At 58.9% G+C, this 14,007-nt stretch carries 12 protein-coding genes and 1 tRNA gene; 5 read left to right on the top strand and 8 right to left on the bottom strand.

The genetic code is table 11. The features are described from left to right. Window positions 1–19: 19 nt before the first annotated feature. The gene (locus tag A8V01_RS23710; RefSeq protein ID WP_103098709.1) at window positions 20–640 is read right to left on the bottom strand and encodes a TetR/AcrR family transcriptional regulator; all 621 of its coding nucleotides are present in this window, start codon (window positions 638–640) and stop codon (window positions 20–22) included. A 110-nt stretch (window positions 641–750) separates the two neighbouring features. Here A8V01_RS23710 and A8V01_RS23705 point away from each other — a divergent pair, with 110 nt between their 5' ends. The 4 genes from A8V01_RS23705 to A8V01_RS23690 all read left to right on the top strand — a co-directional run bounded on the left by A8V01_RS23705 (window position 751) and on the right by A8V01_RS23690 (window position 8,523). Then, on the top strand, window positions 751–3,117 hold the full coding sequence (locus tag A8V01_RS23705; RefSeq protein WP_103098790.1) for a TonB-dependent receptor: 2,367 nt from the start codon (window positions 751–753) through the stop codon (window positions 3,115–3,117). 43 nt (window positions 3,118–3,160) lie between these two features. Beyond that, a complete protein-coding gene (locus A8V01_RS23700; RefSeq protein WP_103098708.1) occupies window positions 3,161–4,027 on the top strand; it encodes an alpha/beta fold hydrolase in 867 nt (288 codons plus the stop codon). 105 nt (window positions 4,028–4,132) lie between these two features. Beyond that, a complete protein-coding gene (locus tag A8V01_RS23695) occupies window positions 4,133–5,335 on the top strand; it encodes a spinster family MFS transporter (protein WP_342747410.1) in 1,203 nt (400 codons plus the stop codon). A gap of 533 nt (window positions 5,336–5,868) precedes the next feature. Next, window positions 5,869–8,523, top strand: a complete 2,655-nt coding sequence (locus A8V01_RS23690) for a right-handed parallel beta-helix repeat-containing protein (RefSeq protein WP_146037368.1) — start codon at window positions 5,869–5,871, stop codon at window positions 8,521–8,523. A 355-nt stretch (window positions 8,524–8,878) separates the two neighbouring features. Here the strand turns inward: A8V01_RS23690 and A8V01_RS23680 are convergent. The 3 genes from A8V01_RS23680 to A8V01_RS23670 form a co-directional block, all read right to left on the bottom strand. Further along, window positions 8,879–8,954 (bottom strand) — tRNA-Thr (locus tag A8V01_RS23680). Between the two features lie 129 nt (window positions 8,955–9,083). Next, complete coding sequence (locus tag A8V01_RS23675) at window positions 9,084–9,329, bottom strand: hypothetical protein (protein ID WP_146037367.1); 246 nt, start codon at window positions 9,327–9,329, stop codon at window positions 9,084–9,086. A 145-nt stretch (window positions 9,330–9,474) separates the two neighbouring features. Next, window positions 9,475–11,190 (bottom strand): AIPR family protein, encoded by a 1,716-nt coding sequence (locus tag A8V01_RS23670; RefSeq protein WP_103098704.1) that lies wholly within the window; start codon window positions 11,188–11,190, stop codon window positions 9,475–9,477. 618 nt (window positions 11,191–11,808) lie between these two features. Between A8V01_RS23670 and A8V01_RS23660 the strand changes: the two genes are divergently transcribed. Then, window positions 11,809–12,066, top strand: a complete 258-nt coding sequence (locus A8V01_RS23660) for a hypothetical protein (RefSeq protein ID WP_146037366.1) — start codon at window positions 11,809–11,811, stop codon at window positions 12,064–12,066. A 243-nt stretch (window positions 12,067–12,309) separates the two neighbouring features. Here A8V01_RS23660 and lysC read toward each other — a convergent pair whose 3' ends face one another. The 4 genes from lysC to A8V01_RS23645 are packed head-to-tail and all read right to left on the bottom strand — an operon-like array spanning window position 12,310 to window position 13,974. Further along, entirely contained in the window at window positions 12,310–12,543 is a 234-nt protein-coding gene (gene lysC, locus A8V01_RS29830) for an Rz1-like lysis system protein LysC (RefSeq protein ID WP_425437355.1), read from the bottom strand. After that, window positions 12,509–12,901, bottom strand: coding sequence for a hypothetical protein (locus A8V01_RS23655; protein ID WP_103098701.1), 393 nt, complete (start codon window positions 12,899–12,901; stop codon window positions 12,509–12,511). The genes lysC and A8V01_RS23655 overlap by 35 nt, the downstream gene beginning before the upstream one ends. After that, on the bottom strand, window positions 12,898–13,263 hold the full coding sequence (locus A8V01_RS23650) for a phage holin family protein (RefSeq protein WP_103098700.1): 366 nt from the start codon (window positions 13,261–13,263) through the stop codon (window positions 12,898–12,900). Before A8V01_RS23650 ends, A8V01_RS23655 begins: the two co-directional genes overlap by 4 nt. A gap of 15 nt (window positions 13,264–13,278) precedes the next feature. Then, window positions 13,279–13,974 carry a glycoside hydrolase family protein gene (locus A8V01_RS23645; RefSeq protein ID WP_170066038.1) on the bottom strand — a complete coding sequence of 232 codons (696 nt, stop codon included), beginning with the start codon at window positions 13,972–13,974 and terminating at the stop codon, window positions 13,279–13,281. Between the last annotated feature and the right edge of the window lie 33 nt (window positions 13,975–14,007).

The following is a 14,007-nucleotide window of genomic DNA, read 5'->3' as shown; positions in this document are numbered from 1 at the left end:
GTGCCATAGTGTCGGTTAGCTAATTTCTCCGCGCAATGCCTTCGCGCAGGATCGAATTTGCCAGTTCGGCCACATCTTCTGCAGCGGTATCGTCCCACACGGCATAACGCAGCCCCAGAAACACGTTCATGCCCATGATCGCCCAGGCGTGTGCTTCGCCAAGGTTATCGCGCAAGTCACCCTTGCGCATGCCTTCGGTGAGGCGTTCGTGGATGCGGGTGGCCGTGGACTGATAGTGCTGCCGGAAACTGGCGGGATCCACGAATTCGCACTCGTCGATGATCCGGTAGATTTCCTTGTGTTCGGCGGCGAAGCGCAAGAAGCCGATCAGCGATGCGCGCTCCATCTCCAGCGAGGGAAGATCCTGCTGACGGGCATTGCGCGCGGCTTCGCGCACTTTGCCGGAGAGGTCATCCACGAGTGCGCGGAAGATTTCATCCTTAGAGTTGAAGTAAGTGTAGAAGCTGCCAAGCGCGGTGCCTGCCCGGCGGGTAATGGCGGTGATTGACGCTTCGTGGAACCCGTGCTCCCCAAATTCAGCCGCCGCAGCATCCAGCAATTTGCGCAAGGTCCTGCGCCCCCGTTCAGTGCGTGGGGCCTTGCCGGGATGAGTGCTGTCTGAGTGCTGTTCTGTGCTCACGATGACACAGTTAAACCGGACGGGAGGCCATGGCAAACATTCAAAGTTGAAAAGTGGTTCAACTATCAATATCGAGGAGCCAACGATAAGTGTGAATGGGAGTGTCTGTGATGCGAAAGGCTGGATTCCTGGCAATTTCGTCGAGTGTGCTTGGCCTGTCGGTGGGCTTTGCGCCACCAGCGATGGCTCAGGATGCCACACCGGCAGCAGGCGTGGCTGTTGAGGGCGGAGATATCATCGTCACCGCGCGTCGCCGCGAGGAACGCCTGGTAGATGTGCCGATCGCCGTTTCAAGCTTCAGCGGAGACCAGCTTGCCAAAGCTGGGGCGGTCGACATCACCGAGATCGCCAATGTCTCTCCCAATGTGACGCTTGAGCCTTCACGCGGCACCAATTCCACGCTTTCAGCCTTTATTCGCGGTGTCGGGCAGCAAGACCCGGTTTCCGGTTTCGAGCAGGGCGTGGGCATCTATCTTGACGATGTCTACCTCAACCGTCCGCAGGCCGCAGTGCTCGATATCTACGATGTGGAGCGTATCGAAGTGCTGCGCGGACCGCAGGGCACGCTTTACGGGCGCAACACCATCGGCGGTGCGGTCAAGTACGTGACGAAGCAATTGCCACAGGACTTCGCGTTCAAGGTCAAAGGCACTTACGGCAGCTACGATCAGGCCGACCTGATCGTGACCGCGTCGGCGCCGGTCAGCGACCTGGTGCGCGTTGGTGGATCGGTGGCTCGTCTGTCGCGCGGAGGCTTTGGCAAGAATCTGACAACCGGGCAGGACAACTACAACAAGGACATCTGGGCTGGCCGGGCCAGCATTGATATCGGTGGCTATGGTGAACCGGTGCTGATCCGCATCTCGGGTGACTATACCAAGGACAAGTCCAATGCCCGCGGCGGGCATCGTCTGCTGCCAGGCTATGTATCGGGCGCACCGGTGCTAAAGGATGTATTCGACACACGCGGCGGTCTGGATGATCCCCGGCAGGAAGTGGAAGCCTATGGATTGGCGATAAATGCCACCGCCGAACTGACTGACGCCCTGACGTTTCGCTCGATCAGTTCGTGGCGCAAGGACAATTCCGCATCGCCGATCGATTTCGATGCCTTGCCCGCCGTCGACGTGGACGTGCCGGCCTATTATCGCAATGAGCAACTGAGCCAGGAAATCCAGTTCCTGTGGGACGACGGCGGCATGGTGCAGGGCCTTTTGGGGGCCTATTACCTGACCGCGAAGGCTGACACCGACTTCGACGTGCGCCTGTTTACCGCGTTTGATGGCCTGACGGCTTTTACGCGCGCGAATGTCGATACCAACACTTTTGCGATCTTTGGCGACTTTACCTTCGACTTTACCGAACAGTTGAGTCTGGCAGTCGGCGGGCGCTATACCTGGGACGAGCGCAAGGCGCAGATCCTGCGGCAGAATTACCTTGGTGGTGGTTCGCCGGTGTTCGGCGGGGCAGGGGTGCCGTTTGGTGCACCGCAGACCAACTTTTCGGGCAAGGCGAAGTTCGACAAGTTCACGCCTCGTGCATCGCTCAGCTTCAAGCCGTCTCCGGATCATAACATCTACGCAAGCTACAGTCAGGGCTTCAAGGGTGGTGGGTTCGATCCGCGCGGAGTAGGCGTCAATGCCCCTCCCTCGACGCCCGGTTCCGCGCCAACCGATGCCGACATTGCCAACTATCTGAGCTTTCAGCCCGAGACGGTCGATAGCTACGAGGTCGGCTACAAGGGTAACCTGTTCGGTGGAGCGCTCTACATTGCGGCTGCAGGCTTCTACATGGATTACAAGGATGTGCAGATCCCCGGATCGGCGGGCTGTACCGTCGGCGGTGTCCAGACGTTCTGCGGCATCATCACGAATGCTGGGAAAGCGCGCTTCAAGGGCTTTGAACTGGAGGCTAACGCGCGGCTGGGCCGTGACCTGATGGCCGCTGGGGACCGGCTGAGCATTCTCGGCGCGCTTGGCTATATCGATGCCGAATACAAGGAATACATGGCCAACATTGTCGATCCGGATACCGGCCAGCCGGAACCGACCAATGTGGCTGCCAATCGCAAGGTGCAGAACACCCCCAAGTGGACTGCAAGCGCGACGCTTGCCTATTCAACCCCGGTTGGCGGAGGTGATCTCGATTTCAGCACGACCTATTCGTATCGGAGCAAAACGTACCAGTTCGAGATACCCAACCCTTATCTCGATCAGAAGGGCTTTGGGTTGGTGGACGCCAGCCTCGTTTATACGGCACCGGGCGGCCGCTGGAGCCTCGGCCTCCACGGCAAGAACCTGTTCGACAAGCGCTACAAGACGTCGGGCTACACCTTCCTCGCAGCCAATCCGGTGACGGGTGAACTGCTGACCACCCCGAGCGGCAATTTCGTGCCGTCGCTGGGTACGGAAGGCACGCTGACTGCCTATTACGGCAATCCCCGTCAGGTCTTCGCGACCGCGACGCTGGAGTTCTGACGACTGCCGGTGAGGTTGTTCTCCGGCGAAGAAAGGATCTTTCATGGACTATCGTGTCCATCATTACCGCAGCGCCGATGGACGGCTTGACCTTGTTGCGCGGGACTATCCCGCAGCGGCGGGCAAACCCGTGCTGCTGCTCATGCACGGCCTCACCCGCAACAGCGCGGACTTCGAGCCTCTGGTGAACAGGCTTGCGGGGACATACCGCATCCTTGTTCCAGACCAGCGGGGGAGGGGTATGTCGCAATGGGATCCCGATGCAACGCAGTACCGGCCGGACGTCTACGCGCTAGACATGCTGGCGTTGCTGGATGGACTGGGCATAGCGCGTGCAGCACTGGTAGGCACGTCCATGGGGGGGCTCATTGCCATGGTGATGCATGCGCTTCGCCCTGAACTAGTGCAGGCCGTGGTGTTCAATGACATCGGGCCGGTGCTGGATCCGGCAGGGCTCCGGCGCATACAGGGTTATGTCGGCCCCGCCGGTGCGATGACGGACTGGGCCGAAGCGGCCGCCCGAACCAGAGCCATCAACGCGCCGGCCTTTCCTGATTATGGGCAGGCGCAGTGGGATGCATTCGCCCGCCGGCTTGCGTGCGAGAACGCCGATGGCACGGTATCGTTCGCTTATGATCCTGCGATTTCGCAGAGCATCTCCGGCGACGATCCGCAGACCGTTCCGCCGGACTTATGGCCCTTGTGGGATCTGCTCGATGCCGTGCCGGTACTGGCGGTGCGCGGCGCCTTGTCCGACTTGCTGAGCGTACAGACGGTGCAGGACATGGCGCATCGTCATTCAGGCTTCTATGCCACGGCAGAAGTGCCGCGGGTCGGGCACGCGCCTCTGCTTGACGAGCCGGTAGCGCTGGCTGCGGTGAAAACTTTCCTGGAGGAGCATGTGCGCTGAGGCGCGATGATGCTGACCGGAGGGTAGAACGGGATGGAAATGCAGGCAAAGTCCACGACTGAAACACCGGCACCGGCTGGAGCATCGCGGCATCTTGTGCTGGGAATGCTGCTGCTCGTCTATGTGTTCAACTTCGTGGATAGGCAGATACTTTCGATCCTCGCCGCGCCGATTCAGGCGGACCTCGGGCTGGACGACGCGCAGATGGGCATGCTTGGGGGGCTTGCGTTCGCGATCCTCTATTCGACTTTGGGCGTGCCCTTGGCCTGGGTGGCCGATCGTACAAGCCGTTCCTGGGTGATCACGGGTTCGCTGGTGGTGTGGAGCGTGTTCACTTCCGCGTGTGCACTCGCGACCGGGTTCTGGCACATCTTCCTTGCCCGTCTCGGCGTTGGTGTGGGCGAGGCGGGCGGAGTTGCGCCGAGTTACGCGGTGATCGGAGATCATTTCCCCAGCAAGAGCCGCGCTTTTGCGCTTTCGGTCTATTCTCTGGGCATTCCGCTCGGTTCGGCTGCGGGCGTTCTGGCGGGTGGCTATGTGGCGCAAGCGGTGGATTGGCGCACGGCGTTTCTGGTCGTCGGCCTTTGTGGCATCCTGATCGCACCGGTGTTCAAGCTGGTCGTCAGCGATAAGCCGCGCTGTACGACCAGGCCGGCGGTCCGTTTTAGCGACGTTGCGAGGACATTGTCGCGCAAGCGCTCGTTCTGGTTCCTGAGCTTCGGCGCAGCGTCAAGTTCCATGCTCGGCTACGGCGTGGCATTCTGGCTTCCAAGCCTGCTCCAGCGTAGCTTCCATCTCAGCCTGGTCGAAACGTCCTGGTTCTTTGGCGCGGTGCTGCTTCTGGGCGGCACTACCGGTGTTTTGACCGGTGGCGCTTTGGCAGACCGGCTGGGGAAGGCCGACCGCGCGTGGTATGGCCGGGTGCCGGCTCTCGGCTTTGTTTGCGCGGTGCCGCTTTATGCCGGAGCTATCTGGACCTCCAGCGTACCGTTGGCATTCTTGCTGTTCCTTCTTCCGCAGGTTCTGGCTTACTTCTGGCTCGGGCCTGTAACCGGCGCTATTCAGCACCTCGTTGATCCGCCAGCTCGTGCGACAGCTTCGGCACTGTTCCTGTTGATCAATAATCTGATCGGCCTTGGTGGAGGCATCTATGCCCTTGGTGCATTGTCGAAGGCTCTGGCACCAGTCTGGGGCGGGGATTCCCTACGTTATTCGATGCTGTTTGCGCTGATACTGTATCTGCTGGCAGCGCTGTTGATGACCTTGGCGGGACCCGGACTGCGCAAGGAGTGGGTCGAGGAAAAATAGCATGCCAAGTTTTGATGCGGCATGAGGGCTGCGGTTAGCTGGCAGGCATGTCATGGTTCATGGGACAGTCCCCTTGTGTGCCGAAGGACTTCTCCGCGATGATCCGAGATTTTCCCTATGGACTTGTTGGATTTTCGATGAGAACATAACGGGAATTAACCGTCTTGCCGTCGCCCATCAGGCGTGGCGCTTTCATGCAACCGAGTGTGCATGCGTTTAGGCAGAGACGTAAATTTCCCGTCTTATGATCAGTAATCTGGCGCTTCGTTTCCCATCTTCTAAGTGAAGCGCACATTGAGCATTGGGACACAGGAAAGCAGGGGTTTTCCTGATCGACCCTAATGCTGGGCCTTCTGCTTTATTTTTCCCAAAGGGCACCGACGTCAGCTGAAGGAGAGGCGCGTTTTCTCCACGCAAGCGGTTCGGGCTGCAGCGATCGGGGGGCTGGCCGGTGTTGAAGGTGGCCGATGCGGCAGAAATTCGCCGAATTCATACTGATCATAGACACCCGGATTTCTCAAGGAGGTCTAAGAATGTCCGCAGAGAGTTATGAATACGTCAGCTGCCGCAGCCGTTACTGGCCGGCATCGGGTTGTACCGGGCAGTTGTTGCCATCCGATTCGTCATTGAAGGGAGAGCCGGGAATCCAAGGCGAGCAGGGCATCCAAGGCGAGCAGGGCATCCAAGGCATCCAAGGTCTCCAGGGCGAACAAGGCATTCAGGGAGAACAAGGCCCAAAGGGAGACGCCGGAGAGGTGAATCTCTTGCAGCTCCAAGCCGCCAAAGATGAGGTGCAGCGTCGTGAGACGCATACGGGCACTCAGCCTCTTGAGACCGTCGAGGGCCTCAACGATGAACTAATGGTCCGGGGCATCGCCTATGCGACCAAGGCTGCCGTAGAGGCGGTCACAGTCCCGATGGTGGCAACGGGTATTTCGCTTCGAGCCTTTGCGAGCGAAGCTGATGGAGGGGCGGCGGAATATGTGCGAGCCGCTCAGGAACCCGCGCACGCAGGCAAAGTGTGCGATGCTGCGGGGCAGTGGTTCGAACTAGCCTATACTGGCACAGCCTGTCCCGAGCAATTCGGTGCAAAAAGGGACGGTGTTTCGGATGACCTCCCGGCGCTTGCCGCTGTACGGGATTTCCTTCGCGCCAAGGGAGGGGGCACGGTGCGCCTTCGCGGTGGCACCTACTCCATCAACACGACCTTCCGCATCTACCCCAAGGTTTCTTTGATTGGAGAAGGGAAGGGCGTCACGACCCTCAAGGCAGGGGCCGACCTTTTCGATGTCATCGCACGGAACGACACCGGGGAGACCGGGGGCCGCGCCCACATCGCCAATCTGACGGTATGGGGCTACGGAGACCGCAACCCCACGTTGGGAGGCAACAAGCTCATCAATCTGGGGACAGGTTTTGACGACATTGTCCTCGATAACGTCGAAACCCTTTATGCCCGCAACATGGCGATCACGGGGGTCGCCCAGCGCGTCTCAGTTACCAACTGCGTCTGCCTGAAGACTCGCCGTGATGGTATTAACATGACCGGAAGCAAGCGGGTTTATATCTCCGGCAATGTGGTTGAAGAGTGCGGAGACGATGCCATTGCCGTCCACGTGCCGGGAAGTCCCGGCGTGTACGACCCGGAAATTCGGATTATCGGCAACGTCGTACGGAAGAGCTTCGGCATCAAGATTCTGGGCGCACGCAACGCCGTCGTGATCGGAAATACCCTCCGGTTCTTCTACGGCTACGGAGTTCACTTTGGCGTCGATGCCACTCCCGGCTACGACGAGGGTTATGGGGCTCGTTATAGTGTCGTCATCAGTGGGAACACGTTTACCGATGGGATAAATCCGACCGCCTGGGGCGGCGGATCGCAGGCATACGGGATTTACCTGAATGGCGACGAGGCTTTGGGCGCATCCGAGGGCAGTTGGTCCGTATATGAAGGGGAACTGGCGGGTCAGGTTATTCAGACAGACGCCCCGTACATCAATCAGTACGGCGCTGCCCTGCCTAAGCCCCCCAGCAGTGGCATCACCATCAACGGTAACGTCTTTCGACAAACGCTAACCCCGAACGGTAATTTCTCGGCGGCTGGATTCGGTGCGTTGTGGAACAATACGGGCGCAATCGACCCCTCGATTGTGACGCTCCTGCGCAATTTCCGGGGCGTGCGCGTTGTGGGAGACGTGCGAAATATGGACGTGACGGGGAATATTTTCGAAGGCGTTTCGTATGCCTTTGACGCGGCCCCCAAGCGCCGGTTGGAGCAAGTACGCTTTTCGGGAAATCAGGTCCGCAGGGTATTGGGTGGCGTGCATCTCTATATGGCCTCCCTGTTGACCGGGAGCGTCATCATACGGGACAACCTATTCGATATTGATCCCAATTGCGAAGATGCGGACCACTCGGCGGCGACCGGACAATGGGCGAGCACTGCGGCATCGGCTGTGACAGGAAGTGGCGTCCACGTGCGCAACTTCGTGGGGGCTGTGGTAGAGCAGAATGACTTCTTCAATTGCCGGAGGCCGGTGGCCGTAAACTCAGCATCGGGTGCCGTCTCCGCTGCAAAGGTGGAGCGTAATGGATATTGGTACGACTGGAGCGGCGGAACCCAAAAGGGTATCGGCAGCGTATCTTTCCCCGCTGGAAACGATCACTACTTCTATGGCTCGAATCCTAGCGATCCGACGACGTATAAGAGGGTTTCAGCGGTGCCCGACAGCGCCTTCTTGAAGGCATCCCAGACGATGCCGTCTGTGGGATTTTTCGCGGCAGGACAGTTCGTGGAAAGCGTAGGGAGTGGCCGGAACGTCCCGGACGCACTAGGGAACGTCACGGTCGGTTGGGAGCGCCTGACGAGCGGTGACGGGAATGTGGAGGGCACAGATTGGCGGCCCAGAACCTCCTTCGTACTCGGGTACATGGCGGGGGCCCTTACAACCTCTATCGGGACGTTGGCGGCCAACAGCGCGGTTTACTTGAATATTCCCGTCACGGGCTCGTCCATATCGGATTACCTCGAAGGCGCTTCGATCAGTGTTGATTTGGGGGACAGCATTGTCACGAGTGCAAGGCTTAACACGGCTGGGAATGTGAGGATGCGAATACAGAACGTCTCCTCGACAGATGCCACCTTGCCTAACGCGACCTACCGCGTCCTCGTCCGCAGGCGGACGTGAGGCGCATCCGCAATTGATCAGCTCGCCCGCTGGTTCCTTCTTCCTCGCAGGGGAGCTTACAGAGGCGCAGCGTGTCGTTGCGGAGGCCTTAATCAAGGTCGCGATGGCTACCGGATGTCGCCGCAACGAACTGCTGACGGCGGAGCCCAAGCAGATCAATGGTACCCGCCTGCACCTCTGGGAGACGAAGACGGACACTCCCCGGACGATTCCGATGTCTGAACAAACCTCCCCCCAGTCCCCACGGGTGCGGGAAGTGCCCCTTTTAGGGCCTCTAGGGTCCGATAAGCGCTCCTAAGGCTTCCTCCATATCGATGGATAAAGCAATGAAAAATAAGGGTAATGCGTATTCGACTGGTGCCGGCTACAGGATTCGAACCCGTGGCCCCCTGATTACAAATCAGGTGCTCTACCAACTGAGCTAAGCCGGCGCGCCATTGAAGGCCAGCGTTTCCGCGCAATTCGCCTATGTCGGGGCGGACCATCCGTCAAGCCCGAGCGGAACAAAGCGGCAAGGTTCGGCACATCAAGGCACAATCGTGTCACAATATCTGACACACTCAGCGGCCATCAAGAGCTGCGTCTATCATCGCCTCCCACGCGCTTCGCGGTGAGATGTCGAGACGCACCGGCCGCTCTACCCCAGTGCCTATTCCTGCATCGACCATGTCATCATTGGGTTCTCGGATCGCCAGCAACACCACCTGTGCTTCTGGCAGGTAGTCGCACCAAAGCGGCTTACCATTCATTGTGGCGTTGGGAGGATTGCCGTCATGCGTGCAGAGCGCGCGGGCGATGCGTTCCATCAGGGGCCGTTGCATGACAGAAAGATACCATGGGTCGAACGGCAATGGTAGCGGAGGAGAGTTCTGGCTTGGACCAGATCCAACCGTTCCATGAGAGAGCAGATGGCCCACGCTGTTTAACGTAGGCCAACCCCCATTCCTAAGATCAAACCGCCACGGGGGTAGCAGCCAGTTTAGCAAGCGACTGATCGAAAACTTGCTTGCTTGAAACGGGGCTCTTGAAAAGGATCGCCAGAAACTTGCCGGGAAAATCTTCTTCGAGAATTTCTACCATTGCGATGTGAACTTCTTGACAGCGGATCGCGACGTCCAAGCTTGGAAGGACTGCGCGAAAATCTTCAATCGGCTGATTTAAGACGGTTCCACCTATCCTCTGGAAGACCCCGGCGGCAAGAACTCGGTTGCCGTGGATCAGCACCCCCCAAGGAAAGCCGCTCCTCTTTCCGATGGTCGCGCGCGTTTTGTCTATCCACTTGTCGATTTCTCGAAGCACCAAGATCGCATTGAAGGTCCGAGCACCGCTCAAGGTCGCGTTGAAGACAGCTTTATACGGCGCCCTGCTCAAGTCATTGAAAAAGCGACCGATGCCGGTTTTTACTTGCACAGCCAAGGCGGCATCTCCCGACGCGCAAGCCAACGCCGTCGTTGCTTCCAGAAGTTCGCAAGCATGCGGTGATTTCACCACATCTTCACTTCTCGATATTTGATATTCGACGCCCTCTACCGACATCTCTTTTTGAAGCCGCATTTGTTCGGGATCTTGGGCGGCGAAGTCCCTGCCCTCAACCCTATTCTGCAGATTATTAGTACGCGTCACTTCAGTGCCAAAGCCTAAGGGCGCATCTTTCAGCAAGATGACGCGTATCGGGACACGGACCTTGCCGAGTTCTTCATCAGAGGGGACGCCGGCTAGGGTGCTCACAGTCTGCGCGCCATTCACGATCGATGCGCCTTTGAACTGGAAGTTGCCCGCGGCGCGAGATGCCGCAGCAGCGGGCGCACGGATCGCTTCGTCAGCGACCAACGTGATACCATTATTGAAATACCAGAAATTCTCGGGCTCAAACGTTGCTGTGGACGCAATTCCAGCGTTGACGTCAGTATCGCCGAGCGAATGACGGATATTCTTCGCGACTAATCGCTTGCCATGCCCAAGCCACCAAGTCTTGAGCTGGTAACCATCGATGACGCCGAAATATGCAGCGTAAGGGTGCGCAATGCGCGCCCAATCAGTGATGGTTGCATCTACCGTTATACGGCCTGAAATATTACTTGAAAGGAAGCTTGAATAAACCTCCTCAAGCCCAAGTACTTGCTTTGCCGCTAAGGGTTCTTGATCTGGAGCACCATTCAAATCCCTTAAAATCCGGTCCAACTTGACTGTAGCGTGCCTTGCTAGTTCACTTTTACCTGTTGAAACCAGAACAATTTCAATAGTGCAACCTGGGGTTAAAATCACATTTGCAGCGTCAACAAGCTTCGAGTGCAAACGGGCAGCGAAGTTCTCCGTGTTCTCCTCGATGATGTCACGCACACCGTCGGCGAACGTACCCACCTCGTCTGCGTCCGGTTCGCCGGTGCCTGCTTTTATGAATTTGGCTTGGACGATTATCAGGCGATCGTCGCTGTGATCAGCGAACACTGCATCGATGCCATTGTCGTCCGATCCATCCCAAACCGAACGAGCCGCCTCTTCGGGCGAACAGTCCGTCCGCATGAAGATCGCATGGGCGGCGAGACAACGTGAAAGGACCTTATCCATCCTTTGCGGGTCGCTCGGTTTGATATCCGATAGGTCCAAATGAGGCTCGTAGCGATCTGCCAGATGCTTCGTAAGCTGTTTTACCCGCAACTGTGTCATTCAAACCCCCGCCTTCTCGCTCCCCGAAGTTCATTCGGGAACAACACCTTGGTGTCTTAGCGCGTGAAAAAGGGAACGCTATATGTAATTCCGAGCCGGGCTTCGCGATTTGCAGAAAACTGCGGGCCTGTGACGTCTAACCTACCCGAAACACCCTACGCATTCCTGCGGCGTCCGATGGGCAATGTCTAACCGCTCGGCTCCGCTCCGAAGCTGCGGGGCGCCCCTCCGGACGGCAACGCCGGGCTGGTGTAACTCGACGACGATACCCCATCGGCCAGTTCGAGCGAGGGAAAGGCCGCCAAGAAGCGTTGCGCGTCTTCGAGAGTGCGAAAGTAGAAACCGGTGCTTTCCCGAATGCCTGGCGATCGGCCATGATATTGGCCGAAGTCGCCTCGTGGCAGGTTGTCCTGCAACCAGTATATCATGTCGTTGAGTAGGTTGCCGAACCCCCCGTACCCTTTGTTCGGCGCAAAGACCTTCACTCGGATCGGGAATGCAGCGTCGTCGATCCTCTGCTGTGGCGTTGAGCGCCGAACCATTTTGCGAAACTCCAGATGAGAACAAATCTGGAACATGCTATGCGCAGGGTTCACTGATTCGCGAAAGGCCCTATCGATGGCAGACGATCAACTGACACTCCCACTCAGCGACGAAGACCTGATGCGCATGGCGCGATACCGATATGACCAGTCGGGCAGGGTGGGCGCAGATTTTTCTGATTTCGTGCAACTGCGCGACATATTTCCGTCGCTACTGGATCGCATGGCAGAGTTGGTGGAGCGACAAAATAAGCGCGTGCGCGTCCCGTTCTTCGACCTTCGCGATCCGGATGACGTAAAGCGCATGCTTAAGCATGCGGGCGTCGAGCAATAGATGCGGCGCAAAAAGGCCCGAACCTCTGGAGAAGTCCGGGCCTTAGTGTTTGAAGGGCATCGCATGATGCTCATTCAGGGTCGCACGGGCAGCGTAGCGAAGAAGCACGGCGCTGGCCAGAGCGGCGATGTAAAATGCTGTCACGATGATTGTTCGTTTGCGATTGCCCGTTTATGACGTGGCCGCTGCGGCGGTGCTTAGGCCAATCCCCAGTCACTTTGTTCGAGGTGCCGTCGCAGCACCCTACTTCAATCTCCGCGCCTGAGCATCATGCTCCCGGATCGCATCCACCTTGGCCGCGCACTTGTTGAACGCCTTGATGTAGATGCCCCGGCTTTCGATCACCGACGCTACTGTCTCCTGCGGCACGTCCTGCACGGTGCAAGGCTCCATCAGCCCGGCCGGGATGCCCTGATAGGCCGGGAGTGGCGCCGAGGCGATCTCACTTCTGCTGTTCGAGCAGGCGGCGCAGGTCATCAGGCAGGCGGCGAGCCATGAGTTCGCGTACTTGCGCATTGCTGTTCTCCAGTTCCTTGAGTTGCGCGGCGGCGGCGACGTTCTGCCCCTCGATCAGCGCCAGCTTGTCCTGGAGCAGGAGCACGTTCTTCTGTTCGAGGTCGCGAAGCTGGTTCTGCTTGGCCGCGTAAGCAGACCAGCCCTTGTTCGCCTCGGACAGGTCGCCGATCTGGCGATCCTTCACTGCCAGCTGATCATTCTGGCGCTGGATGTGCAGATAGCCCGCGATCGTCGCGCCGACGCCGCATACGGCGAGCACGCCCACCATGGCGAACAGTTCGGATTTCCACGGGGTGATCAGGTTCACAAGCCATTTCATGGCCGTTCCTCCTCTTGCGCCTTGGCGGCCTCCACGCGCTGGGCGGTGTTTGTCCGCAAACTGATACCAAGACGCTCGTAGGCGACACGCTCCAGCAGGCGGATCGAGACGTTGGCGCCCAGCCATCCGAAGACCCCGGCGGCGAACCCCGTCCACAGCTGGTCCATCTTCATCGCTTCGCACAGCAGCGACACGAGCAGCCCGACAAACCCCGACGACGCCATGTTGAGCATGACGCGCCAGAAGACGATCCGGTTGCCCTTGTCGTTTTCACGCATGACGAAGCCCAGGCCGCCGCCGATTGCCGCAATGATCACCGGGAAGGCGTATTTCAGCCATTCGCCAATTTCGTGCAGGTCCATTTGCCCCTGACTTCCTCACGCGGCGGTGAGGAACTGATCGTTCACCCACGCGGTCTTGCCCTGATAGGTGATGCGCACCCAGTCGCCGGTATCTTCGAGCACGGTTACAGCCGTGCCGCGCGGCAACGATCCCAGCTTCGCGGCCGAGGTCGATGGGCCGCTGCGCACGTTCAGACCGGAACCGGCGTTGACCACGCGCACATCGGCCTTTGCGACTGGTAGCGGCTGCTTGACACACGATGGGGCCGCGCTCTTGTAGAGTGCCGCTTCGTCGGCGCGGCGGCTCTTGAGGCCGTTCATTGGCTTGCCGTCGTTGTAGATCCAGCGCGCGAACTGATCGGCGGCATCGTCGAAGCGGCCAGCCTTGTGCATCTGGCCAAGCGTCGAAGATGCAATCGCCCCGGTGTTGTAATGGAACGACACCAGCGCATCGAACTGGTTCTGTGTCGTGGGGGCAGCGCCAAGGAACGCGGCGACCTCATTGACGTACCGGACAATATCCACGTCGAAGCGCGCATCGCATTGCTCCTGCGTCCAGATGGTGCCGGGCTTCACGTCAGGCCCGGTCGAGCCCCATCCAATTGTCCAGGGCTTGCCATCCTTGCTGCCGGGATCGGGGTATGCGTCGAAGCGGCCATCGGCGCGCTTCTTCTCGCAGCCTTCCCACTTCTTGATCAGCGCTGCGCCGGCGGCGCCGAATTGGTGCGTCATGGTTGTTCTCCTCTTATAGGGTATCAGGCCGAC

Source organism: Novosphingobium guangzhouense (assembly GCF_002896965.1).
GTDB classification, from domain to species: domain Bacteria; phylum Pseudomonadota; class Alphaproteobacteria; order Sphingomonadales; family Sphingomonadaceae; genus Novosphingobium; species Novosphingobium guangzhouense.
Note: the sequence above shows the minus strand (reverse complement) of the source record. Positions and strands in the feature narration are given on the sequence as shown.

Bases quoted from the DNA above. Each gene is read 5' to 3' on its own strand.
- A8V01_RS23700 (WP_103098708.1), top strand. From the start codon at position 3,161: ATGGACTATCGTGTCCATCATTACCGCAGCGCCGATGGACGGCTTGAC.
- lysC (WP_425437355.1), bottom strand. From the start codon at position 12,543: ATGACCTGCGCCGCCTGCTCGAACAGCAGAAGTGAGATCGCCTCGGCG.
- A8V01_RS23645 (WP_170066038.1), bottom strand. From the start codon at position 13,974: ATGACGCACCAATTCGGCGCCGCCGGCGCAGCGCTGATCAAGAAGTGG.
- A8V01_RS23695 (WP_342747410.1), top strand. From the start codon at position 4,133: ATGCTGCTGCTCGTCTATGTGTTCAACTTCGTGGATAGGCAGATACTT.
- A8V01_RS23650 (WP_103098700.1), bottom strand. From the start codon at position 13,263: ATGGACCTGCACGAAATTGGCGAATGGCTGAAATACGCCTTCCCGGTG.
- A8V01_RS23675 (WP_146037367.1), bottom strand. From the start codon at position 9,329: ATGGAACGCATCGCCCGCGCGCTCTGCACGCATGACGGCAATCCTCCC.
- A8V01_RS23705 (WP_103098790.1), top strand. From the start codon at position 751: ATGCGAAAGGCTGGATTCCTGGCAATTTCGTCGAGTGTGCTTGGCCTG.
- A8V01_RS23670 (WP_103098704.1), bottom strand. From the start codon at position 11,190: ATGACACAGTTGCGGGTAAAACAGCTTACGAAGCATCTGGCAGATCGC.
- A8V01_RS23660 (WP_146037366.1), top strand. From the start codon at position 11,809: ATGGCAGACGATCAACTGACACTCCCACTCAGCGACGAAGACCTGATG.
- A8V01_RS23655 (WP_103098701.1), bottom strand. From the start codon at position 12,901: ATGAAATGGCTTGTGAACCTGATCACCCCGTGGAAATCCGAACTGTTC.
- A8V01_RS23690 (WP_146037368.1), top strand. From the start codon at position 5,869: ATGTCCGCAGAGAGTTATGAATACGTCAGCTGCCGCAGCCGTTACTGG.